This is a genomic window from Streptomyces sp. NPDC088261 (genome assembly GCF_044740805.1).
Lineage (GTDB): Bacteria > Actinomycetota > Actinomycetes > Streptomycetales > Streptomycetaceae > Streptomyces.
In genome coordinates this window covers 95,044-119,963 of the sequence record NZ_JBIURL010000005.1, presented here as the reverse complement: position 1 = coordinate 119,963, position 24,920 = coordinate 95,044, and the positions used below count along the sequence as shown (strand labels likewise).

Annotated in this window: 13 protein-coding genes and 1 pseudogene; 8 read left to right on the top strand and 6 right to left on the bottom strand. The window is 68.1% G+C overall.

The window, feature by feature from the left end; translation table 11 throughout:
• Positions 1-4: 4 nt before the first annotated feature.
• A complete protein-coding gene (locus ACIODU_RS12335; protein ID WP_401766948.1) occupies positions 5-2,116 on the bottom strand; it encodes a helix-turn-helix domain-containing protein in 2,112 nt (703 codons plus the stop codon).
• A gap of 982 nt (positions 2,117-3,098) precedes the next feature.
• On the opposite strand from ACIODU_RS12335, the gene ACIODU_RS12330 reads away from it, so the two are divergent.
• Genes ACIODU_RS12330 through drmB form a run of 4 tightly spaced genes read left to right on the top strand, consistent with a single transcriptional unit; the run spans position 3,099 to position 14,822 of the window.
• Positions 3,099-7,865, top strand: coding sequence for a DEAD/DEAH box helicase (locus ACIODU_RS12330; protein ID WP_401766946.1), 4,767 nt, complete (start codon positions 3,099-3,101; stop codon positions 7,863-7,865).
• Positions 7,862-9,775: a UvrD-helicase domain-containing protein gene (locus tag ACIODU_RS12325; RefSeq protein ID WP_401766943.1), complete on the top strand. Its 1,914-nt coding sequence runs from the start codon at positions 7,862-7,864 to the stop codon at positions 9,773-9,775. Before ACIODU_RS12330 ends, ACIODU_RS12325 begins: the two co-directional genes overlap by 4 nt.
• Entirely contained in the window at positions 9,772-12,999 is a 3,228-nt protein-coding gene (locus tag ACIODU_RS12320; RefSeq protein ID WP_401766940.1) for a helicase-related protein, read from the top strand. Before ACIODU_RS12325 ends, ACIODU_RS12320 begins: the two co-directional genes overlap by 4 nt.
• Entirely contained in the window at positions 12,996-14,822 is a 1,827-nt protein-coding gene (drmB, locus tag ACIODU_RS12315; RefSeq protein ID WP_401766938.1) for a DrmB family protein, read from the top strand. The genes ACIODU_RS12320 and drmB overlap by 4 nt, the downstream gene beginning before the upstream one ends.
• An 8-nt stretch (positions 14,823-14,830) precedes the next feature.
• Here drmB and ACIODU_RS12310 read toward each other — a convergent pair whose 3' ends face one another.
• Positions 14,831-14,968 carry a hypothetical protein gene (locus ACIODU_RS12310; RefSeq protein ID WP_401766935.1) on the bottom strand — a complete coding sequence of 46 codons (138 nt, stop codon included), beginning with the start codon at positions 14,966-14,968 and terminating at the stop codon, positions 14,831-14,833.
• 473 nt (positions 14,969-15,441) lie between these two features.
• Here ACIODU_RS12310 and ACIODU_RS12305 point away from each other — a divergent pair.
• A pseudogene (locus ACIODU_RS12305) lies at positions 15,442-15,871 on the top strand (helix-turn-helix domain-containing protein); the annotation flags it as partial.
• A gap of 25 nt (positions 15,872-15,896) precedes the next feature.
• Here ACIODU_RS12305 and ACIODU_RS12300 read toward each other — a convergent pair.
• Entirely contained in the window at positions 15,897-16,880 is a 984-nt protein-coding gene (locus tag ACIODU_RS12300; protein ID WP_401766932.1) for a hypothetical protein, read from the bottom strand.
• Positions 16,881-17,055: 175 nt separating this feature from the next.
• On the opposite strand from ACIODU_RS12300, the gene ACIODU_RS12295 reads away from it, so the two are divergent.
• Positions 17,056-17,358 carry a hypothetical protein gene (locus ACIODU_RS12295; RefSeq protein ID WP_356426043.1) on the top strand — a complete coding sequence of 101 codons (303 nt, stop codon included), beginning with the start codon at positions 17,056-17,058 and terminating at the stop codon, positions 17,356-17,358.
• Between the two features lie 153 nt (positions 17,359-17,511).
• Positions 17,512-19,998 (top strand): SpoIIE family protein phosphatase, encoded by a 2,487-nt coding sequence (locus ACIODU_RS12290; RefSeq protein WP_401766929.1) that lies wholly within the window; start codon positions 17,512-17,514, stop codon positions 19,996-19,998.
• 35 nt (positions 19,999-20,033) lie between these two features.
• Here ACIODU_RS12290 and ACIODU_RS12285 read toward each other — a convergent pair whose 3' ends face one another.
• A complete protein-coding gene (locus ACIODU_RS12285) occupies positions 20,034-21,515 on the bottom strand; it encodes a DUF445 domain-containing protein (RefSeq protein ID WP_401766926.1) in 1,482 nt (493 codons plus the stop codon).
• Between the two features lie 177 nt (positions 21,516-21,692).
• Between ACIODU_RS12285 and ACIODU_RS12280 the strand changes: the two genes are divergently transcribed.
• Positions 21,693-23,069 (top strand): SGNH/GDSL hydrolase family protein, encoded by a 1,377-nt coding sequence (locus ACIODU_RS12280; RefSeq protein ID WP_401766924.1) that lies wholly within the window; start codon positions 21,693-21,695, stop codon positions 23,067-23,069.
• 85 nt (positions 23,070-23,154) lie between these two features.
• On the opposite strand, the gene ACIODU_RS12275 is transcribed toward ACIODU_RS12280, so the two are convergent.
• Both ACIODU_RS12275 and ACIODU_RS12270 read right to left on the bottom strand, forming a co-directional pair.
• Positions 23,155-23,859: a DUF1707 domain-containing protein gene (locus ACIODU_RS12275; protein WP_356426033.1), complete on the bottom strand. Its 705-nt coding sequence runs from the start codon at positions 23,857-23,859 to the stop codon at positions 23,155-23,157.
• A 9-nt stretch (positions 23,860-23,868) separates the two neighbouring features.
• Positions 23,869-24,915 (bottom strand): ATP-binding cassette domain-containing protein, encoded by a 1,047-nt coding sequence (locus ACIODU_RS12270; RefSeq protein ID WP_401766921.1) that lies wholly within the window; start codon positions 24,913-24,915, stop codon positions 23,869-23,871.
• Positions 24,916-24,920: the final 5 nt, after the last annotated feature.

The window sequence follows — 24,920 nt, the reverse complement described above, 5'->3', positions numbered from 1 at the left end:
ACTCTCATGCTGCTCCTCCCTTCGGCTTCTGCAAATCGACGACGAGGCCGGCGAGGGCCGCCCTCACGGGATGGGAGGACACGTCCGTGGTGGCGGTGAATGTGGCCGTCCGAGCACCTGCCGCGAAGTGCAACGCGCCGTCGACGAGGCGGCAGTTCTCGCCGGCCACGACCTTCGACCAACCGACCGAGGGTCTGCCACCCGATCTCACCTCGAAGCGGGCGACGGGACTCATGACCCATGGGTCCTGGCGAGCGGGGAGGTTGACCTCGGCCTCGATCTGCCAGGCTCCCTCCGCGTCCACAGAAGCGTCGACGTCGAAGATCGTCGGGAATCCGCCGCCGGCTCTGGGACCGACCGCGGGCGTACCGTCCAGTCGCAGCAGATCACGAAGCGCCTTGGGACCCTCCTGTGTCTGTTCCTTGCGCCTCCCGACCAGCTCCCTGACCGCGCTGTTGGCCGCCCTGGTGAAGTCTGCGATCCGACGGTGTGCCGTGGGCGAGTAGCTGGCCCGGAGCTCCTCCGTCCGGGCCCACTTGTTGTGCTCGGGCGGCTCCGACGCTCTGAGGAACGCTTCGGCCCGGTCCGCCTCGTCCGTGTCGAGGCCGGTTGCGTGCCCGGCCAGCAGAACCGCCTGGAAAGGGCTGGTACCGAGTGGAAGATCGGGCACCCGAACCGATCTGACCTTCATGCGACTTCCTCGCATACTGACCACCTGGTTGGGTCTGCCGTCGGCGTCCTCCGCCGCCGTCACCAGCAGGACCGCCTCGTGCTCGACCGGCTTGCCGCGTCCACGGAGGGCCGGGACCTTCAACGGGACCTTGGCCATCGCCACCTGGCCGACCTCGGTCAGTCGGTCGACGGTGTCGCCGTCGAAGTACGCCTTGAGGGCGCGTGTACACGACGGCTGCGCGAGGTGCGGCTCGACCCGCTGCTCCTTCACCAGCACATTCCCGTTGCGCAACGTTTGTACGGATGCTTCGAGCAACGGTGCGGTCGTGGTACCGGATGTCATGGCGGCCCAGAAGTTGGCGGCGAGCGCGCCCACCAATTTCTTGTGCATCGCCTGCACCGATTCGTCCTCGTCGCCTTCGTCGTCCGTCAGGTCGTTCGAGCCGCTCGCCACGTCGTGGGCCCCGACAATGAGGAAGGAGGTACCCGGTTCTCCGCTCTCACGCGTGAGGTGGAGGCGCTCGACCGTCTCCTGGTCGGCCCACCAGGACCGGGCGACGTTCTCGCTGCCCGAAGCGGTGTCCGGCTCGCCGAACCAGGCAGGGCCGGCCCACGCCTCTCCGCCCACCACCCGCCACGGCAGATCGAGGCGTCCGATCAACCGTCTCTCGGAGCGTCCTTCGTGAGGCTCGGAAAGGGTGGAGTTGATCAGTACGAGTCCCAGCTGGCTGGTGGCCCAGAGCGTGGCCTTGCCCAGACCGTAGGAGCCTCCCGCACCTTCGTCCGACTTGTGGCTGTCGAGCTGGCGTCGAACGACCGCGGCGAACCGCCCATCCTCGTAATCGTCGCCCGTGAGTCCCGACGCGTTGTAGTCGTCGACCTTGAGCAGCACGAGCCGGGCACGTTCGTTCATGTCGCGGAGGCCTTCCGCGATGATTCTGCCAACCTTCTGTTCCTGGGCGGCCGCGGCCTCGTAGTGCGGGCGTAGGGACTCCCATCCGATCGCTTCGCGAAATCGATCGAGATGTTCGCCGCTCAACTCGTGCAAGGTGTAGCGAACGCGGACGGGCCGCGTTCGATCGAGTCGCTCGTCCAGACTGTTCTGGGTCGCCTCGCGCGCGAGAACCTCGACGTCGGCCTCGAAAGCAAAGGCAGCGGCGTTTCCGAATTCCCGCCCACCGTCGGCGTAAGCGGGTCGGTGGTACCACAGGGCCGGCTTGCCGGTCACGGCGTCCATGGTGCGGGTGTGAATGGTTCCGGAGTCGGTTCCGATCGCATCCGCGATCAGGCGCATGGTGTCCTCGCGCGGCACGGCTCGCCCGGTGATCCAGGCGGAAACGGCCGCACGCGTCAGGCCGACGCGTTCACCCAGCTCCGCCTGGCTCATGCCCAAACGCTTCAGCTGCCGCGCGAGCCACGGGCCGAAGTCCTCTCCGACGTCCAACGTCCCCACTCCTCAGCCGCCGTTCGACACATCAGGAAGCACCACGTTACACCCTCATTTGACAGCATCATCGGGCGACAATTCCGATTGACAGGGCCACCGAACCTCAGAACGGTTCCTCCTGCTGAGATTTCCTGAAATACGAATCCGACACCACACGATCCACTTCGAACCTTTTGCCCCGTCGGCGGCATTCACGTGAGTTGTCCGCACTCAAGCGCTCGTCAACTCCCTTTCATCGGGCGGATGTTGCCCCGAAGTCCCCTTGCGCCGAACCAATCACAGACGCTACTGTCCTCGAACGGCGCACCCTCAACACCTCGGAAAACCCTGGTAACGCGTACCCCTGTTTTGCTGTGCCCGATCTCAGGATCGACCAGCTACACCCGTCCCTCGTGCGACTTTCTGTCGTCCGTCAGGCCATCCCCCCGGAATGCACTCCCCGGTTTCTGTGCGTTCGGCCGCGATATATGCGCATCACCAGCAATTCGATCCGCCGCGAACCCGAACCGATTCAGGGATGACCCATGCCGGAAAATGAAGACTTCGAATTCCTCGACGCATACGATTCGCGTGAGGACCCGTAGCTCAAGTCCGACTTCCTGGAGGCCCACGGACGAACCTTCGAGTACATCCGGAACGCCCGCCGCAGGCGTGAAGCCGCGCGACGGGAGACGAAGAACCCGAATGCGACTCCCGTCGCCCCCCGTACCGCACACACCGCCCCCGTAAGCGACGCACCTCCCGTGGCCCCGCACCGTCCAGGACACGTCCTCGCAACAGGAACTCGCTGCGCCGTCCGCGGGTCTCCCCGCACCCCGTTCCGTACCAGAACGGTCATCATCGTCATCGTTCAGCGGTAACCCGACGGACCGTCAGTTCGCAGGTCTATCGTTCACTCCGAGGGTCGGCCGTGCCCGAACACGGTCGGCCCTCCTACCTCTTGCCACACTCGGCCGGCAGCCTCAGAAACGGAATCCCTGTGAACCAATCGTCTGCGACGGACACTTCATCGGCTTCACCCGTCATCCAGAAGATTGTCGAACAGTCCGCGCGCGTGCTGGAGACTTACCGCGTCGACCCCGGTCTGATAATGGAGCATGCCAACGGCGAGCGTCGCATCACCCAAGGAGGCTACGGCGACCGCCAGTTGTTCGAGCTGGTGCAGAATGCCGCGGACGAGATCGCCGCCGAGCCGGGCGGAAAGGTTCACGTGGTCCTCACCGACTCCCACCTGTACTGCGCGAATCAGGGTACGCCCGTCACCTCGGAGGGTGCGGAGACCATCCTCCGAATGAGTGTGTCCAAGAAGCGCGGCGGCCAGATCGGCCGTTTCGGCGTAGGAGTCAAATCGATCCTTGCAGTCACGGACATGCCCCAGTTCTTCAGTACTTCCGGTTCTTTCGGATTCGACCGCGCCTGGTCGTACGAAGCCATCCGCAAAACCCTCGGTACCACCGTGGACGATGGCTTCGAAGCGCCCGTCCTACGGATGGCCCGTCCCCTGAACCCCGTCGACGAACGTATGAAGGACAGCGTTCTCGACCAGCTGCTGGGTTGGGCCACCACGGTCGTGCGTCTTCCCCTGCTCCCTGGCGCGGCCGAACGTCTCGCCGACGACATGCACCGGACCTGGAAGGACGAGACGCAGAAGGAGTTCCCCGCCAGGTTCCAGCTCTTCTCCCATCACGTGGGGACAGTCGTCCTCGAGGACCGTCGAACAATGCCCCCGGTCCGGCGCGAGATCACCGTCGAACACGAAGGCTTCCACCACCGCATCCACGAGGCGCGCACCGGGCAAATGATCGAGACCACGACCTGGAAGGTCTTCACCCACGCTCACCGCCCCACGGAGGTCGCCCGCCGCAGCGCGGGCGAGATGCACGACCGAGGAACGATCGACATCGCCTGGGCGGTGCCGGAATACACAGGGGACACCCTTCTTGTGGCACCGAGGGGCCGTGGCGAGTTCTGGTCCTTCTTCCCGACCAAGTACCCCATGACGCTGAGCGGCGCCCTCAACGGCGCGTGGAAGACGAACGAGGATCGGCAGAACTTGCTGGATGCCAGCCCCTTCAACCAGGAGATCATCCAGGTCGCAGCCCGCCTGGTGATCGATTCCCTGCCTCACCTGGTGCCCGCCGAGGATCCGGGCGCCTTTCTTCCCTTCCTCCCCGGCCGTACCCGGGAGTCGGAGACGCTGAACTGGGCCGACAAATACCTGACCGAACAGATCTGGAAGTTGGCGGCACAGCGCCCTTCCCTGCCGGACCAGGACGGTGCGTTGCAGATCCCGCGGGATCTGCACGTGCACCCCACACTCGGCAGCCAAAAGGACTCGAGAACACGCTGGCTCGACATGTGGAACGCCCACCCGGGCCGTCCCTCGAACTGGCTTCATCCGTCTGTGGACGCAGCGGACATCCGGGTGGGCAAGGTCGAGCACATCCTCAACGAGACCAAGCAGCCGCGAGCGACGGTGCGCGCGTGGCTGGAGGCCCTTGTCTCGGACGGGTCCGCCGAGGCCTCCGCCGTCGCCGTCCGCATCCTTTCGGAGATGATCGGAGAGGGCTCGCCCCTCGCCGAGGAGGCCCGGACAGCCCGGATCGTCCTCACGGAGGAGAACGGGCTGGTCGCACCGGTTGCCGGAAGGGTGTTCAGGCGGTCGGTGCGGGACGGTCTCAAGGACGATCTGGTGTATGTGGACCAGAAGCTCTCGGAAGACATGTCCCTGACGAGCGCGCTCAACGACATCGGTATCCGCGAAGCGGACGCCCGAGGTCGTTTCGTGGGAGTCCTGGACCAAGGCTTCGAACGCTACGGACCGCAGGACTGGACACGTTTCTGGGAACTCTTCCACAGCGCAGGCGGCCGTCACGTCTCCATGGAGGTCAAGTCCCGGGTCGCCGAACCCCTCATGACTCTCCACGTCCGCACGGTGGACGGGCGCTACCACCGGATGAACGATTGTCTGCTTCCCGGCCCGGTGGTTCCCGCCGACGCGTCCCGGGACGCGTCCGTCGCAGTGGATCCGATTTTCCACTCCGACGACATGTCGGTGTTCCACGAGTTCGGTCTCCGGGATCGACCGGTGGGCGGCCGACAGCCCGCCGCGGAGCCCTGGTTCGAGGAATACCGGTCGGCGATGCACCAGGAGTACTGCAGAACCTTGACCAGCGGCGCCCCACGACCGGCACTTCATCGTCTCAAGGTGGAAGGTGCCGCCACCGGCGGCCCCCTCCATCTTCTCCCCCACCTCTCCGACGAGGCCAAGGCGGCGTTCGTCAAAGCCCTGCCCGACGACAGTGTCATCGACCGATGGACCATGCAGGTCGGTGTCCAGGGGTCGACGCGCCGGCCCGTCGTCTCACCGCTGCGCTGGATGTTGCGCGAGCACGGCATGGTACCGACGTCCCAGGGCATCGTCGCGCTCGGTGATGCCGTAGGACCACAACTCCGCGGCTACAGCGACGTACTTCCGGTGGCCGACATCAGTGCGGAGAAGGCACGCAAACTCCATCTGCCCGTCGTGGTGGCCGACGTGCCGTCACGGCAGTGGGCCCAGTTGATGGCAGAGCTCGGCCGGAGCGAGGACGACGTCTTCGTGGGGCGCACCTACGTGATGTTGACGCGTCTCGACGTGCCCTTCCCCGCGGACAGCCTCACTCGTTGCCGGATCGGCAGCGAGTGGGACACCCGCGAGGACGGCGAGATCGCCGTGGCGGCCACGGAGGAGGAGTACCGGGTGCTCCGTGCGGAGCACCAACCGGCGCTGTTCGCGGGCAGTGCCGAGGACGCGGACCTGCTGATCAAGACCTGGGGAATGCTCCAGTTCGCCGACGTGATCAGCAAGGAGACCCGACATGTCGGGGAGGGCGAGCCGATCCTGCTGAGGGACGAATTCCCGACTCTGCGTCAGCGGCTCGGCAGTGTGATCAACAACTACAGCCTTCTGCGGTGCTCCGAGCTGGAAGAAGTGACCCGCACCCCGCAGGGCACCCGAGCCGCTCCCCTGGCCAGTGCGCTCCACGGCACCACGGTGCTCGTCCTCGAACCCGAGTCCCGACTGGCGGCGCTCGTGGCCGCGGACAGGGAGCTGCGTTGGGGCCTGAAGGAAGGAGGTTGCCGAGCCGTCCTCGAAGCCCAGGAGCGCCAGGAAGCGGACCAGCAGGTGCAGGCCGCGCTCCGCAAGGTTCGTGACGCCGAGACGGTCGAGGAGAAGTTGGAACTGCTGGTCGGCGCACCTTCGCTCCGCGCCGGACTGCCCCCCGGCCTCCTGGAGAGCGAGCAAGCGGATCAGGGAGGCGAGGAACCGTCCGCCCGCCGAATCGCCCATATGGCGTACAACGCTCACGGCGACGGCGTGTTGCAGATGCACGCGAAAGATCTGATGGCGGCTTACCCGAACCAGGCACCGTCGTCCTTCACCGGCTCGTCCCTCGCGGTGAAATTTGTGTCCGACTTCGGCTTCCCCGACTCGTTCGCCGGTACCAAGGCTTCCTCACTGGCACCGAGGGTCGACGTCCCCGGCCCCACGGAGTTCCTCGGTCTGCACGACTACCAGGAGCGCCTGGCCACCAACGTTCTCGCGATGCTCGACCGACTCAGCCCCCAACGAGGGATGTTGTCGCTGCCGACAGGAGCGGGCAAGACCCGAGTGGCCGCGGAGGCCGTCATCCGCTGGGTGAAGCGGGTGGACCGACTGGACGGCCCCATTCTGTGGATCGCGCAGACGGAGGAGCTCTGCGAACAGGCCGTCCAGAGCTGGAGCTTCGTCTGGTCGAAGGTCGGCACGGACAGCCCTCTGACGATCAGTCGACTCTGGTCGACGAACGAGGCCGGTCCGGTCCAGGACCGTCCCCACCTGGTCGTGGCGACGGACGCGAAACTACGCAACTGCCTGGACGGCGAGAGCTACGAATGGCTGCGGTCCGCCTGCCTCGTCGTCGTCGACGAGGCCCACGTGGCCATCTCCCCGCAGTATACGGAGATCCTCGGCCACCTCGGGCTGTCCCACACACGAACCGAACGCCATCTGCTCGGCCTGACAGCCACGCCCTTCCGCAACACCAACGACGACGAGACACGTCGACTGGTGCAGCGGTTCGGTGGTCGTCGACTCGACGACGGCATATTCGCCACCGACGACGCGTACGCGGAACTCCAGGAGCTGGGCATGCTGGCGCGAGTCACGCACCAGGAACTCGCGGGCGGCACCATTGAGTTGACCAGTGTCGAGAAGGAGCGGGCCGAACAGCTGAGTCTGCTGTCGAAAGCGGCCGAGCAGCGCCTTGCCGGCGATCAGGACCGTAACCAGCGCATCATCGACGAGATCCGGACCATGCCGACGGACTGGCCCGTACTGGTCTTCGCCACGTCCGTGGGCCATGCCAAGTTCCTGGCTGCCAAGCTCAACGACCTGAAGATCACTGCCGCCGCGGTCGACTCGGCGACGCCGACAGCGGATCGTCGGCACCGGATCGACCTGTTCCGAAAAGGCGGCATCCGTGTTCTCACCAACTACGGTGTTCTGACGCAGGGTTTCGACGCCCCCGCCACGCGGGCCGTCGTGGTCGCCCGCCCCACCTACAGCCCCAACGTCTACCAGCAGATGATCGGCCGTGGCCTGCGCGGACCGCGTAACGGAGGCAAAGAAACCTGTCTGATCCTGAACGTCCGGGACAACATCACCAACTACGGCAAGGCGCTGGCCTTCACACAGTTCGAGCACCTGTGGAGTGCGAAGTGAGCAACGCATATCTGGACAGTCCGGTCCTCACGGTCGAGCAGCAGGCGGTCGTCGACAAGCCGTGGGACACCCGGCTCCTGGTCACCGCGGAGGCCGGCGCCGGCAAGACACACACGCTCGTGCGCAGGCTGGACGTTCTCATGAGCAACGAGGAGGACGCTCTCGAGGCCCGGGAGATCCTTGTGCTCAGTTTCTCCCGGGCGGCCGTACGGGAGCTACGCGAACGGATCGCGCTTCATGCGCGCGAAGCTCGCCGGGTACGGGTGCAAACCTTCGACTCCTGGGCGTACGCACTGCTGAGAAGTGCCTACCCGGCCCGTGACTGGAGCGCCTTCCCTTTCGAGGAACGTATCCAGGAGGCCACCGAGGCGATCATGCGTGGGGCTGTCGAGGAGAGCGAATCGGGCGCTCCCGCGCATGTGGTGATCGACGAGGTCCAGGATCTGGTCGGCGATCGTAGGGACATGGTGGAGACGCTGCTCGACCGTTTCCAGAACAACTGCGGCTTCACCGTCGTGGGCGACGGGGCCCAGGCGATCTTCGGATTCCAGGTGTCGGACGACGACGCCCGTGCGGCGGAGACCAACTACTTCTTCGACTGGCTGCGGGCGTCCTACCCGGACGACCTCGTCGAGCTCCATCTCTCGGAGAATTTTCGCGCACGGACCGACGAAGCTCGTACGGCCCTGGCATTGGGGACCGCCCTCCGCCGCCTGCCTTCCGAGACCGCGGAGTCCGACGCCGCAGGCGAGGTCCTTCATCACAAGCTGCGCGACCTGCTTCGATCGTGCCCCGACTTCGGCGCCCTCGACAACTCCTTCACCCTCGGCTCCCTCAAGGAGTTCCCGGGTACGTGCGCAATTCTCTGCCGGGACAACAGGCAGGCGATCGCGCTTTCGGACACCCTGTATTCCCAAGGCGTCCTACATCGAACTCAACGCCCGCTCCAGGACCGACCCGTGCCGGCCTGGGTGGCGTTCCTGCTGCGCGCCACCGGTTCCGCCACACTCACCGAGGAACGGTTCCGGGAACTTCTCGCCGACGGTCCGGTCCCGCCTCCCGGCGATCATCCCAGGCTGTGGCGCTCTCTGCGCAGCGCGGCACGCGGCCCCAGGGGTCTCATGGATGTCGCCTCGGTACGCCCTCTGATCGCGGAGGGACGGTTCCCCGACGACTTGGCCGCGGCGGAGCCCGCACCTCTGGTGATCTCCACGGTCCACCGCGCAAAGGGTCTGGAATTCGATCGGGTGATCGTGGTGGAACCCGGGACGACCGCGGAGTTGGCGAAACAGCACTCTCGCGTCGATCCGGCGTCGGAGGCCCGCGCGCTGTACGTCGCGATGACCCGTCCGAGGGACGACCTGTTCCGTATCGCGCCACCCGACACGGCGCTCCTCCGCAAGGACAGGTCCTCCAACCGCTGGTACCTGGGCGGTTGGCAGGCGTACATCCGAGACGGAATCACCGCCTCCGGCCAGGACGTCTCACGGGAACACCCCCCTGGTACGGACGGTTTCGAGGACGACGCCACCGCCGTGCAGGAGTATCTGGCCGCCTCGGTCCGCCCGGGGGACGAGCTGGTCCTGCGGGCGCAGCACGAAATGCCCATGGCCACGGACCAGAGCCCGCCGTACACGATCCATCACCGAGGCAGGCCCGTCGGTGTGGTGTCGGAGCAGTTCCGTCGCGATCTCCACGCGTCACTGAAGATCAACAGAACCTGGGAGATCAATTGGCCCGTGGAGATCGCAGGCTTCAGGATGGACTGTCTGGAGAGCGTCGCCGGGAGTACGGCGTCAGGCCTGCGTGCCGGGCTGGGCGACCAAGGAGTCTGGATCGTGCCCCGTATGTCGGGACTCGGCAGATACGGACGGGTCCGGAAGAACACCGAGGAAGGGCAGAACAGATGACCGCCGGTGCAGGCCCGCATTCCGCGCACTACGCGATGCGCGAAGGTCTCGTCACGGAGCTTCGCAGGGACCTGCTCGGCCCGGGCAAGGACGACGAGACACTGACGCAGGATCCGCCGATCACGACTTATCCGATCGGTGTGCTCTTCCCTCGCCCCACGGGCGAGGCCGCGGAGGAGGAACTCTCGGCAGCGGTCGCCGAGAACGACGGTCTCGACGACTCCCCTGTGTTGCGCGGCAGCAGAGACGTCGAGGACACCGCCCCGGATCTGGGGGTGTCCCTGGCCAACGACCGTCGACCGTCGTCCATGGGTCTCACCTTCGCCGTCGACCCCACCGTGACGTCGACAATCCTCGTCACCACCGAAGCCGCCAGGTACGACCCGGTCGACGCCGAAGGGCGTCCCGTCGCGGCGAAGCGCGCCGAGGCCCGTAGTACCTCCGAACAGTCCGAACGATGGCGTCGACGCGAACTGACACTCCGTCCTGTGACGATCGATATCGGCCGCTCAGGTATGCGCCCGGCAGAGATCGTCGACGAGGGCCTGGAGATCAGAGCTCTGGTCCGTCGTCCCACAGGGCCGCGCGGCACGGTCACCGTCACGGTCACTCTGATCAACACCCGACGGATCGGGGAGCGCGAGCTCCAGGACGCCTTTTGCATCTATCAGCCCCGTCTCACCGTCACCGCCCCCTCGGGAGAGGCCCCGTTCGTGGAGCGGCCGGCCACCGGAAGGGCGACGGACCCGGAACTGGCGGTGAGCAGGCTGCTCCATCGCCACGCTCCGACCTTCGCCACGGGTCACGGATGTGCGGCCGCCTGGAATTGGACCCCACCCTCGATCGGGGCGCCGCCTGTCGAGCGGGCGGCCGTCACCGAGGTGCGGACCGAGTTCCTACCGGCCCATGAGGTTCTTCTGACCGACTCCAATCCGGAGATCGACAACTCGGCCCTCACCATGCACGGACTGGCCACCAGGCCGGCGTCCGAGGTGTTGGCGGCTCTCAACGAACTGGCGGCCGGCTACGCGGCCTGGATCGAGCGAAAGGAGAAGGAGGCGGAGACGCTCACCGGAACCACCTTCGAGGGCCCTGCCCGGAAACAGATCGAGCGGTGCGTCGCCGCGTTGGCCCGCATGCGTCGAGGAATTCGTGTGCTGGACACGAAGCCCGACGCCATGGAAGCCTTCCGCCTCGCGAATCTGGCCATGGCACGTCAGCGGGCACGCAGTGTCTGGGTGAAGTCCGGACGTACCGGTGATCCGGACATGACGGTGGGCCGCTGGCGGCCTTTCCAGGTGTCCTTCATGCTCCTGTGCCTCGAAGGAATCGAGGACTCCGACCACGAGGACCGTGCAATCGCGGACCTGCTCTGGTTCCCGACGGGTGGTGGAAAGACGGAGGCCTATCTCGGGCTGATCGCCTTCACGACCTTCCTGCGCCGTATGCGCCTCAAGGCGTCGGGAGGGGGCGTCACCGTCCTCATGCGCTACACCCTGCGGCTGCTCACGCTCCAGCAGTTCGAGCGCGCCACCACCTTGATCTGTGCCATGGAACTCCTCCGGCTCGACAACAAGACGACGTTGGGCAACGAACCGATCTCCATCGGTATGTGGGTGGGCCAGTCCGCCACCCCCAACACCCTCTCGGTGGCGGAGGCCGGCCTGGTCGAGCTACGAGGTGGCAAGACTCTTCAGGAGAGGAATCCCGTCCAACTCCACGCCTGTCCCTGGTGCGGGACCCGGCTCGACGCCTACCAGTACGAGGTGGACGAGGAGGCGCGTCAAATGTACGTCCGTTGCCCGGACGAAAGTTGCGACTTCCGCGACGGACTGCCTGTCCACCTGGTCGACGAGGCGGTCTACGACGCGCGCCCGACCTTGGTGATCGCCACCGTCGACAAGTTCGCCTCGATGCCGTGGCGTGAGCGCACTGCGGCTCTGTTCAATCGGGACCGCTCGGACGGTACGCCCCCTCCCGAACTGATCGTCCAGGACGAGCTCCACCTCATCTCGGGTCCCCTCGGCACCCTCACCGGCCTGTACGAGACAGCGGTCGACGTGCTGGCCGACCGTCCCAAGGTGATCGCCTCCACCGCCACCATCCGCCGTGCCGCGGACCAGGGCAGAGCCCTCTTCGACCGCGAGGTCGCCCAGTTCCCTCCGGGCGGCCTGGACGCCCGTGACTCCTGGTTCGCTGTCGAGACACCCAAGGAACGCAAGGCCAGCCGCCGATACGTCGGCCTGCTCACGCCGAGCACGAGTCAGTCGACACTCCTCATCCGGACGTACGCGACCGTGCTGCATCACGCGATGCGTGCCGACACCACCGAGGAGGTACGAGACGCTTACTGGACGCTCGTCGGCTATTTCAACAGCCTCCGGCTGCTGGCCGCCGCTGAACTCCAGGTACACGACGACGTCGAGGCCTATCTGGAGTACCTCGCCGACCGGGACAACGGACAGAAGCGACACATTCGGGAACTGACCGAATTAACCAGTCGCGCCAACTCCAGCGAAGTCCCCCGCCGACTCAAGCAGATCGAGCGACGGATCCCGCATCCCGAGACCGTGGACGTCCTGCTCGCCACGAACATGATCTCCGTCGGTGTGGACGTGGATCGACTGGGTCTGATGGCGGTGATGGGCCAGCCGCAGACGACCGCCGAGTACATCCAGGCGACGAGCCGCGTCGGCCGAAGTCATCCTGGCCTGGTGGCGGTCATGCTCAACTCCGCCCGCTCCCGGGACCGTTCGCACTACGAGGACTTCCAGCACTTCCACTCGGCGCTCTACCGGGAGGTGGAGTCGACCAGCGTGACACCGTTCTCCTCGCGGGCCCGCGAACGCGGGCTGCACGCGGTTGTCGTCGCCCTTGCCCGTATCCTCATCCCGATTGCCCGACCGAACGAGGGCGCAGGGCGGATCGAAGAGTTCCGTGAGGAACTCGTGCGCCTCGTCAGGAAACCGTTCCTGGCGAGAGTCCTCGATGTCGACAAAGATGAATACGAGGCGACGTCGCAGGGGTTCGACGAGTTCGTCGATGCCTGGGTGGAGCAGGCCCAGGCCAACGGCGGCCTCTTGTACGAGCCGAAGCGCGGAAGAAAAACACCGTCGTTGCTCCGCGCTTTCGACGACGAGACTCACAGCGAGTCCTGGTCCACCCTGTGGAGTCTGCGTGACGTCGACGCCGAGTCCGCCCTGTTCATGGAGGCCTCTCGATGACCCCGCCCCCCTCCCGTCGCCGTCGTGGAGGCGCTCCCGAGCGCAGTTTCCCGCGTAAAGGCTCGGTCCGTCGTTCGCAGATGATCACGACGTACGGTGTCGGATCGATGATCGCGGTCGACAACGAGTCGTTCATCGTGTCCGGCATCGACTCGTGGAACACGAGCGACGCTCCGACCATCCACGAGCACCGGTTGGCACGGGTGCTCGGCGTGAAGTCGTTCCGGCTCCCGCCCGCGTCCGACGACACCAGCCGGGACGGTGTCCATGTCCGGCGATTCCCGCTCTGGCACTCGTGTCCGTCCTGCAACGCATTGCAGGACGTGCGCGGATTCCATTCACCACCGGGAAAGAACGAATGCGGAGAGTGCGACGAGGAACTCGTTCCGTCCCGTTTCGTCATGGCCTGCGCGCATGGACACATCGACGATTTCCCGTACTGGAAATGGGCGCACCGTAACAACCGTCAGGGAGGCTCCGGACTCTGCAGTGGCGAGATGCGTCTACGATCCAGCGGGAAGACCGCCTCACTTCGCTCAGTTCTGATCTCGTGCAGCTGCGGAATTCCCGAGGTATCCATGGAAGGGGCGTTCCGCAGCAAGGCCCTCTTCGACCTCAACGTCCGTTGCAGCGGAAAACGTCCCTGGCTGAAGGACGCACCTGTCGAGTCGTGCCCGGAAGCACCACGAACCTTGCAGCGTGGTTCGTCGGTGGCGTGGCAGGCCATCGTAAAGACCGCATTGTCGATCCCACCGTGGAGCGGTGGTCTCATGGCGCGCCTCGCGGAGCACTGGGAGACCCTCCGCACCATCGATCGCACCGAACTCAAGGTCTACCTCAAGGTTCTCGGCATACAGGAAAAACACGAATACCCCTGGGACCAGGTTGTCGCCCTCCTCGACGCAGAAACCCAGGAAGACTCCGGAACAGAAAGTGAGCAGAGCAAGGACCACGCTTACACCGCTCTACGCAAAAAGGAGTACGAGCGTCTGAGCGAGGGCAACCCCGAGAACTCGGCCGATCGGGATGAGCAGTTCATCTGCGAGCCTCCCCGCTCCTCCGCCGCCCCACTACTTCCGTACGGAGTGACGACTCCAATGTTGGTGAAGCGGCTTCGCGAAGTGCGCGCGCTCAAGGCGTTCTCGCGGGTCGACACACCGGATTCCCACGCGGACGTCCACGAGGCCCAACTGTCGCTGACACCGATGGACTGGCTGCCCGCCATGGAGGTTCAAGGCGAAGGGATCTTCCTCCGACTAGACGAGACGCGGCTCGACACCTGGGCGCGGAGCGCGGCGGTGGCCGCCCGTGCGGAGCGGATCAAGACCAATCACCTCCGCCAGCTGCGTGAACGCGCCAAGGACACAAAGGCTGCCCCCGACTCTCCCGCCTCTCCTCGCATGGTGTTGCTCCACACGCTGGCACATGTACTCATCAACGAATGGAGCTTGGCCGGTGGCTATCCGTCGGCGTCGCTTCGGGAACGGTTGTACGCAGACGACACCATGGCTGGTTTCCTCGTTTACACAGCGACGAGCGACTCTGCCGGCAGCCTCGGCGGCTTGGTCGCCCAAGGGGAACCGATCAAGTTGGAATACGTTCTTCGGTCCGCGTTGGATCGTGCCATGTGGTGTTCTGCGGACCCTCTTTGCCTCGAATCGGAGGCGAGTGGCACCGGCAGCCTCAACCTCGCCGCCTGCCATGCCTGTGTCCTATTGTCCGAGACGAGCTGCGAACGGAACAACGGCCTGTTGGACCGAGCACTTCTGATCGGAACACCCGAGGACCCGTCCATAGGATTCTTCCACGAAGCGTTGCGCTGAAGGAGAGATCACCAGGCCTCCTCCAGCTCGGCTACGAAGTACAACCGGGCGCGGTCGAGGGCGTCGTCCGGGTCTCGGCTGTGGGAACGAAGCCAGTGGAGGAGGTCCACGATCAGATGGATGACGGCTTCCTCGGCTACCGACACGCCCAGGGGCCGAACGGTGTGACCCCTTGGGTATCTTCGAAGGCGTAGAAAGTCAGCAGCGCTTCCGCCTTGGCGACCCTTGGCTCGTTTGGCCGTGCACGTGGTCCGGCGGTGATCGAAGGCCGGTAGCCAGCTCACACCACGTGACTTTCGTGTCTTCCCGCAGGATGAACGATGCAAGTTGATCTCCACCACCCGTCGCAGGGCGGCGAGTTCCTCAGCCTCGGCGAGGACCGAGAGATCCCAACCCTTCCTGGCGATGTCGAACTGACACTCACTCACGCCCGCACCCTGGGATCTGGACTCGGCGATTACCTTGCATGTCTTCGCTCCACCCCAGAGTGACACTGGATCTCTCACAATGCTCAAGCCAAAGTGCGTGCTCTCGCCGACGCCCCCGGCGCCAGCTGTCCTGCTTCCGTAGCGCCGGAGCGCGTGCCCGCTCAGCGAGGTCAACGCGAAGGGCCACATACATGGCAGTCGGACCGACGACGCGTCGGCGGCAACTCGGCGTGGATCTGCGCCGGTTACGGGAACGCGCCGGGCTCACATTGGAGGAGGCGGGTCTCTCGTCGGTATCTCCAAGGCGACCTTGAGCAGGTATGAGACCAAAGATGGAACAGTCAAGTGGCCTGCGGTCGACGCGCTGTGTCGTGCGTACGAAGCGCCCGAACAGGAACGTCACACACTCGTCGAACTGGCCAAGGGAGCGAAGATTCGAGGGTGGTGGCGGTCACTGCCGACCCGATCCCTGAGTCGATGAATCTCATGCTGACCCTTGAGGACGAGGTGGTTCGGGAGGACACCCCTACCCCCTGCATGTACGTGCCAGGACTTCTACAGACCCGCGGGTACGCGGAGGCGGTGCATCGTGCGTCGGAGATGCGCTGCACCGAGCAAGAGGATCGCCTCACGGTCGGAGGCGGGGTCAGAGGTAGGGCCTGATGATCAGGTCTGGGGGGTTGGGGTGGGATTTGGCTTGGTGGAGTTTGGTGGTGAGGGCTGCTAGCAGTTCTTGGGGGTGGTCTCGGATCAGGGCGGGGGAGGCGCTGAGTACGTCCACTCCGTGCGCTTCCAGGCGGAGGCGTCTGCGGAGGGTGGTGCGGTATTCCGTGATGCCCAGGTGGTATTCCTCCGAGTCGACCTCCAGGGCCACGCCCGCGTGGGGCCAGTAGGCGTCCGGGCGGGCCAGGAAGGTGCCGTTCGGGGTGAGGAGGGTGGGGTTCCAGAGGGGGTGGGGGAGGTGGGCGCGGAGGAGGGTGTCCCTGGCCTGGGCCTCGGCCATGGAGCGGGTGCCCGCGCGGAGGTCGTCGAGGACCGTGCGGGCCGCCGGGTTGCGGAGGGCGCGGGACGCGTGGAGTTCGGCGCGGAGGTCTTCCGGGTGGCAGCTCGTCTTCTGGACCGTCGCCGTGAGGATCGCGCGGACGCGGTCCGGGGAGCGTTCGTGGGCCGCGAAGTCGGCGGCCGCGCGCACCGGGCGTACGCAGGGGATGCCGTCCACCAGCAGGGTCGGTGGCCAGCGGCTCGTGCGGAGGACCTGAACGTACGAACTGTTCCGCAGGCCCCGCTTCGCCGATACGAGAACGGTCGCGCTGTGGGTCGTTGTCCCCGGCACTCCGTACAGCGCGAGCGCCGACTCGCCCGTCAGTACCGCCGTGGTGCCCGACAGGGCGGTCGGGTCCGTCGTTCCGTACAGCACCGCCGCCAGCAGGCGTTGATGGACGTCCGGCGCCCCCGTCTGGAGCAGGATCACGCCCGGCAGCAGGCGCTGCCAGGGGCCGTTCGGTGCGCAGCGGTGGGTGGTGGTGCTGGGTGCCAGGCCGGTCGCGCGGAGCTGGCGTGACGTTGCCAGGTGCTGTTGGGTGCGGGCGAGGCGGGCGATGGCCGGGTCCGCGGCGGTCGTTCGGAGCATGCGGGTTCTCTGCCCGGGTGGGGGCCGGGACCGAACGTCGGTGAGGGGGTTGTGACCATCTGTTGTGTCCTGCGTTGCGTTGAGGCATTGAGACGTTGGGGTCGAGAGTGGGGGGCCGTCCGTTGCGCGGCGTACGCTTTCCGCGTCGGTGACCGTGGACGCAGAGGTGGTTGTGATGGCTCAGGTTCCCGCAGCGGTGGTCGCGGCCGGTGGGCTCGTCGGTGGGTACGCGGTCGCCCGGTGGACCAAGAAGCGCCCCCTCGGCGGGGTCGCGCTGGCCGCCGCCGGCGCCGTGGCCGCCCGGCAGTGGCACCAGGCCGGCGGGGCGAAGGCCTCGGTCGGGCTGAGCGCCGCCTACCTCGCCGCGTTCGGCGCCTCGCACCCCCTGGCCAAGAAGGTCGGCGCCTGGCCCGCCGTCCTCACCGTGGCCGGTACGGTCGCCGCCGCCTCCTGGGTCGTCACCCGGCGTGGGGCATGAGGCGAGCCGTAGCGCATAGGGACAACCTGAGCACGGCCGCCCCGACCGCTGAGCTCCGCCGCCCCGGCCGCTGAGCAGCCCCGCCCCGCCCCCGCCGCCCCCAGGAAGGTACGAAACCGGAATAAACCGCCCGCTCCAGGCATGATGTGGGCCATGAGGAGACAGGTGCCGGGAAAGGACCTGCGATGGGGTCTGACCCGGCTCACCGCCGTGGCGAGCGGCCTGCTCGCGCTGCTGATCGGGTTGATCTTCGGTTTCATGCTGTGGGCGATCAACGGCATGCGCGATTCGGCGGACGCGCGCAAAGAGACCCGCATGGGCGTGGTCGAGACCGAACGGTTCGAACAGCTGCTCGCCAATCTGGAGACGGGCCAGCGGGGTTTTGTCATCACCAAGCAGGACGTGTTCCTGCAACCGTGGCGGGCCGCCCTCAAGGACTTCCCCACGCAGTCGCGCGAATTCCAGGCCCACGCCACCTCCCCCGGACAGAAGCGGCTCGCGGAGAAGATCACGCGGGGCGTCGACGCGTACATCCGTACCTACTCGATCCCCCTGGTCAGCGCCGCCCAGCGGGGTGATCCCAACGTGTCGAGCCTGCTCACGACGGCCCGGGGGAAGCGGCTCGCCGACGTGCTGCGGGCCGACTTCACCCGCTACATGAACACCGAGCGCGACCTGCTCGACGAACGGACGGACACCGCCACCGCCAACGCGGACCGGGCCGTGATCGCGGCGTCCGCCGGGCTCGGGGCGTCGATCCTGCTCATCGTCGGCTTCGCCGTCTACCAGTCGCGCGCGATCGTGCGCCCGGCGCGCAAGGCGGCCGCCGTGGCGAAACAGATCGCCGGCGGCGACCTCAGCGTGCGCATGGAGACCACGGGTCCCGCCGAGATCGGCGCCCTGGGCGCGTCCTTCAACACCATGGTCAGGTCCCTCCAGGAGAGCCGCGGCCGGACCGAGGCGGCACGCCGGCGCCTGCGGCTGCTCTACAACACCAGCGTGTCGGTCGGCACCACACTCGACGTCGAACAGACCGCGCGGGAACTGGTCCAGGTGGTCGTGCCGCAGTTCGCCGACTTCGCAACCGCCGACCTCCTGACCCCCGTACACGGCGAGGTGCCGCAGGCCGGCGCCGGAGAGCTCCAGAGAATCGCGGTCGGCGGCATCCGTGAGGACCACCCTTTCCGCCCCGTCGGGACCCGGCGCACTCCCCCCTCCACCACCCTGTACGCACGCAGCCTCAGCACCCGGCTCGGCCACATCGAGGCCGACCTGCGGACGTCGACCTCATGGCGGACCGGGGATCCGGAGTACGCCGGGCGCATCCTCGACGAGGGCGTCCACTCGCTCATCACCGCCCCGATGCTCTCCCGGGGCGACACGATGGGCGTGCTCAGCTTCTGGCGCTCCCGGCAGGACGAACCGTTCGACGAGGAGGACGTCTCCCTCGCCGAGGAACTGGCCGCGAAGGGCGCCGTGGCCATCGACAACGCCCGCCGCTACACCCGCGAGCGCTCCACCGCGCTCACCCTCCAGCGCAGCCTCCTCCCCCAGCGGCTGCCCGAACAGGCCGCGGTGGAAGTGGCCTCCCGCTACCTGCCCACCGGCGAGCTGGGCGGCGTCGGCGGCGACTGGTTCGACGTGATCCCGCTGTCGGGCACCCGGGTCGCCCTCGTCGTCGGCGACGTCGTCGGCCACGGCCTGCACGCCGCCGCGGCCATGGGGCGGCTGCGCACCGCCGTCCGCACGCTCGCCGACGTCGACCTGCCGCCCGACGAACTCCTCACCCACCTCGACGACCTGGTCATCCGGCTCGCCGACGGCGAGCAGTACAGCGCGGAACTCCACGACCCGGCGGCCGTGGCCGACCTCGGAGCCACCTGCCTGTACGCGGTGTACGACCCCGTCTCGCGCCGCTGCACCCTGGCCACCGCCGGCCACCCGCTCCCCGTCGTCATCACCCCCGACGGGTCGGTGGCACCGGTCACCGGCCACATCGGCCCGCCCCTCGGGATCGGCGGCCTCCCCTTCGAGACCACCGAACTGGAGCTGGAGCCCTCCAGCGTGCTCGCCCTCTACACCGACGGCCTCATCGAGTCCCGCGAGCACGACATCGACCGGGGCATCGCCGAGCTGTGCCGGGCACTGGCCCGTCCCGCCGCGACGCTGGAGGAAGCCTGCGACATCGTCACCGGCGCGCTGCTCCCCGACCGCCCGGCCGACGACGTGGCCCTGCTGCTGGCCCGTACCCGCGCCCTGTCGCCCGACCAGGTCGCCACCTGGGACATCCCCGCCGATCCGGCCGAGGTCGAACGGGCCCGGAGACTGGTCGTCGAGCAGCTGGAGGCGTGGGGGCTCACCGAGGCGGCCTTCATCACGGAACTGGTCGCCAGCGAACTCGTCACCAACGCCGTCCGCCACGGCGCGCCGCCCATCCGGCTCCGGATCATCCGCGACCGTACCCTCATCTGCGAGGTCTCCGACGGCAGCAGCACCGCGCCCCACCTGCGCCGCGCCAGGGAGACGGACGAGGGCGGCAGGGGACTGCTGCTCGTCGCCGGCCTCACCCAGAGCTGGGGCACCCGCCAGACGACCACCGGCAAGACCATCTGGTGCGAGCAGCCGCTGCCCGGCTACTGACCGCCCATAGGCCCCCACAGGGGGGCCAACACCCCTCACGCCCCCAGCGCGTGCGACACCGTATAGATCACCAGACCCGCCAGCGCCCCCACCACCGTCCCGTTGATCCGGATGAACTGAAGGTCGCGCCCGATGTTCGCCTCGATCTTCCGCGACGTGTCGTTCGCGTCCCAGCTCTTCACCGTGTCCGAGATCAGCGACGTGATCTCCCCCCGGTACGTCGACACCACATACCCCGCCGCGTCCTCGACCCAGCCCTCCACCTTCCGCTGGAGCCGCCCGTCCGTCGCCAGCCGCGCGCCCAGGGACAGCAGCGAGGCCCGCGCCCGCAGGCGCAGTTCGCTGTGGTCGTCGCTCGCCGCCGAGATGATCATTCCGCGTACGGAGGACCACGCCGACGCGATGATGTCCTGCACCTCGGGACGCGCCAGCAGCTCCGACTTCAGGCGCTCGACCCGCGCCCGCGTGTCCGTGTCCGACTGGAGGTCCACCGCGAAGTCCCGCAGGAAGCGGTCGATCGCGCCCCGGGCCGGATGCCCCGGCATGTCCCGCATCTCCGTGACGAACCGCAGCAGCTCCCGGTACACGCGGTCGCCGATCCTGCGGTCCACGAACCGGGGCGTCCAGCCCGGCGCCCCGCCCTGCACCGCATCCATGACCGAGTCGCCGTGCGCCACCAGCCAGTCGTGCGCCCGCGTGCAGATCAGGTCCACGGCCCGGTGGTGCGCCCCGTCCGAGACGACCCGGTCGAGCATCTTGCCGAGCCCCGGCGCGATCTCCGCCGCGTCCGCGCGCCGCGTGATCGCCTCGCCCACCACGGCCTGCACGTCCGAGTCCCGCAGCACGGTCAGCGCGCCCCGCAGCGCCGTGGACAGTTCGGCCGTCACCCGGTCCGCGTGGGCCGGTTCGGCGAGCCAGGAACCGAGCCGCCCGCCGATGCCGAGCGCCCGCAGCCGGGCCCGTACGACATCCGCGGACAGGAAGTTCTCCCCGACGAACGCGCCGAGGGACGTGCCCAGCTGGTCCTTCTTGTTCGGGATGATCGCGGTGTGCGGGATGGGCAGGCCCAGCGGGCGCCGGAACAGCGCCGTCACCGCGAACCAGTCCGCCAGCGCGCCCACCATCCCCGCCTCGGCCGCCGCCGCCACATAGCCGGGCCAGCCGTCCACGCCCGAGTTCTTCGCCCAGGTGGCGAGCACGTAGATCACCGCGACGAGCAGCAGCAGCCCGCTCGCGGTGGTCTTCATCCGGCGGACGCCCCGGCGCTTCTCCTCGTCCGCGGCCGTGTACGAGAAGGCGGGCAGCCCGCCGACGGACAGCCCCCCGGAGCGCCCGGCACCCGCGCCGGGCGGACGGCCCGCACCCCCGCCGGAAGAAGCACCCCCGCCGAAGGAACCGCCGCCGGAAGAAGCGCCCCCGCCGGAGGAACCGCCGCCGGAAGGACCGCCGGCGTCGTCGGGAGCACCGCCGGCGTCCGTGCCCGGTCCGGCCGCACTCCCCTTGTTGGTACGTTCCATCCGCTCCACCCGTCCGCGTACGTGTCGTGCCCCAGCTCGTGCACAATTCCACCCGTACGCATTGTCCCTGCCTGTGGTACTCCCGGGGCGCACATCGAGTTCCCGGAGACGCGTCCCGTACGCACGGGATCCGTGGGACGACCGGCACGGCGACCGACACGAGGAGAGACCGGGGCCATGACACGACCTCGTGGATTCGCCCTGCTCGGGGCCCTCACAGGGGTGGTGGCGCTGGTCTGCGCCGCCATCGTCTCGGGCTTCGGCTTCGGATACGGGTACGGCTCCGGCGGCGAGCGCCCCGGCGCCGCCCAGGGCCGTACGTCCCACGGCACCGCGGCGCCCGCCTCCGCCGGTGGCTGGACGGGCACCTGGGCCGCCGCGCCGGGCGGACCCGAGCCGGGCGCGCCGCACGGCTACCCCGGGCGTTCCGTCCGCAACATCGTGCACACCAGCATCGGCGGTACGAGCGTCCGGATCACCCTCTCCAACCGGTACGGCTCCAGGGGCCTGCGCATCGGTCACGCGTCCGTCGCCCTGCGCGGGCCGGGCGGCGGGGCCGGCGGAAGAAGCGGCGGAACCGGCGCGGTCAACGCCACCGCCACGGCCGCCGGCGGGGGCGGCGCGGCGGCCCTCGCCGGGACCATGCGCCGCGTGACGTTCGGTCACGCCCCCGCCGTGACCGTCCCGCCCGGCAGCCAGGTCGTCAGCGACCCCGTACCCCTGCGCCTGCCGCCCGGCGCCGATCTGCTGGTGACGGTCTACACCCCGGCCGCCGGAGGGCCGGTGACGTACCACCGCAACGCCCTCCAGACCTCGTACCTCGCCCGCGGCGACCGTACGGAGGACATCGGCGGACGCGCGTACACCCTGCCGACCACCAGCTGGCGCTACCTGACGGCCGTCGACGTCCTCGCCGCCGGCACGCGCGGCGCGGTGGTCACCTTCGGTGACTCCATCACCGACGGCGTGGGCTCCCACCCCGACACCAACCGGCGCTGGCCCGACCATCTCGCCGACCGGCTGCGCGACCGGCACGTCGGAGTCCTCAACGAGGGCATCGGCGGCAACCGCCTCCTGGGAGGCGGGGTGGAACGCGGAAAGGGCGCGAGCGGCGTCGTACGGTTCCGCGGTGACGTCCTCGACCGGGCGGGCGTCCGCGCGGTGGTGATCGACCTCGGCATCAACGACATCCTGGCCGGGCGGGAACGGGACCCCGCCAGGATCGTCCACGGCCTGGCGGACCTCACCGCGCAGGCGCACGCACGCGGGCTGCGGGTGATCGGCTCGACCCTGACACCGTTCGGCGGGTACGGCGGTCACACCGCCGCCGGGGAGGCTGTGCGGCAGCGGGTGAACGAGGCGATCCGGGCGGGCGGGGTCTTCGACGGCGTGGTCGACTTCGACCGGGCGCTGCGCGATCCGTACGCGCCGGACCGGCTGTACCCGGCGTACGACTCCGGCGACCATCTGCACCCGAGCGACGAGGGGTACCGGGTGATGGCCGGGGCCCTGGACCTGGGGGTCCTGGAGGCGCGGAGTCCCGCGCGGTTGTAGGACCGTTCGGGAGGACGGCACTCCGGATCGCCGTTCCGTGAAAACGGCGCTCCGGATCGCCGTTCGGTGAGGACGGCGCTCCGGATCAGAGCTGTTTGCGCTCCGCCTTCTTCTCCAGCTTGAGCCTCTTGCGCTCCTCCTTGAGACGGAGCCGGTCCGCCTCCCTCAGCTTGCGCTTCACGCCGACCCCGCCCATCAGCGCGAACCCGGTGACCACCACGCGCGGCGCCCCCGGATCCACCTCGCCGCCGCCCACCTGGTCGAACCCGCCCATGAAACCGAAGCCGTTGACCTGGACGTGCATCCCCGGGGGCACGATCACGTCGATCCCGCCCATGACCGCCACGCAGCGGATCACCACGTCCCGGTCCGTGAACCGGGCCTCGCGCAGGTCGATCTCGCCGCCCGCCTGGAACACGGCGCCCGTGAACGTACGGCCGACCGTCCACGTCCCCTTGCGGCTGAAGCCGCTCCAGAACGCGAACCCGCCGGTGGACGTCGGCTGACCGCCGCCGACCCGGTCCGCCCAGCCGGCGTCGGCGCCGGACACCGGGGCGGACCCGGCGGCGGACCGGGCACCGGACACCAGATCGGCCGTCGTCCCCGGGGCGGGGAGGTCCCGTACCAGTGGCGCCAACTCGCCATGGGTACGGGCCTGGAGCGCGACCCCGAGGCGTTCCTCGAACTCGTCCATGTCGAGGCGGCCTTCGGCCATGGCCTCACGCAAGCGCTCGGCGACCCGCTCCCGCTCGGCGTCGGAAGCACGCGTCTCTGGCTGCTCGCTCGTCATGGAACCAGCCTAGTGCGGGAGCTTCGAACCTTCACCGCCCGTACGGTCAACTGTTCGACCCGCCACCTCGTCGGCAGCGGCGTCCTCCGCCTCCGGCCTCTCCGCGTACATCTTCGCGATCACCGTCTCGATGTCCGGCTCCCGCACCGACAGGTCCACCAGCGGGTACTCCGCCGCGATCCGCGCCACCAGCGGCGCCGCCGAAGCCGCCGCCGGGAACGCCAGCCACTGGCGCGGGCCCTCCACCCTCACCACCCGCGCCCCCACCACCTCCACCGGCGGGAGTTCGCGCTCCAGGTCGACCACCAGCGTCCGCTCGCTCTCGCCCACCTCGTGCAGACCGGCCAGCGCCCCGTCGTACAGCAGCCTGCCGCGGTCGATCACCATCACCCGCTTGCACAACTGCTCGATGTCGGTGAGGTCGTGGGTCGTGAGCAGCACCGTCGTCCCGCGTTCCGCGTTCAACTGCCGCAGGAAGTCACGGACCTTCGCCTTGGAGATCACGTCGAGACCGATCGTCGGCTCGTCCAGGTAGAGCACCTCGGGGTCGTGCAGCAGGGCCGCCGCGATGTCGCCGCGCATCCGCTGGCCGAGCGAGAGTTGCCGTACCGGTACGTTCAACAGCGCCCCGAGATCGAGGAGTTCGACGCAGCGCGCCAGATTCGCCTCGTACCGCGCGTCCGGGACGCGGTACATGCGGTGCATCAGACGGTACGAGTCGATCAGCGGCAGGTCCCACCACAGGGTGGTGCGCTGCCCGAAGACGACTCCGATGCGCTGCGCCAGGCGCGTACGCTCCCGGGACGGGTCGATGCCCGCGACCCGCAGCCGGCCCCCGCTCGGCGTCAGGATGCCGGTGAGCATCTTGATGGTGGTGGACTTGCCGGCGCCGTTGGGGCCGATGTAGCCGACCATCTCGCCGCGCGGCACCCGGAAGCTGATCCCGTCCACCGCCCGGACCTGCTGCTTCTCCCTGCGGAAGCGGCCCACCTTGCGCCGGACGTCGAAGACCTTCTCGATCCCGTCCAGCACGATGAAATCCGCGTCGTCGCCCACCGGTC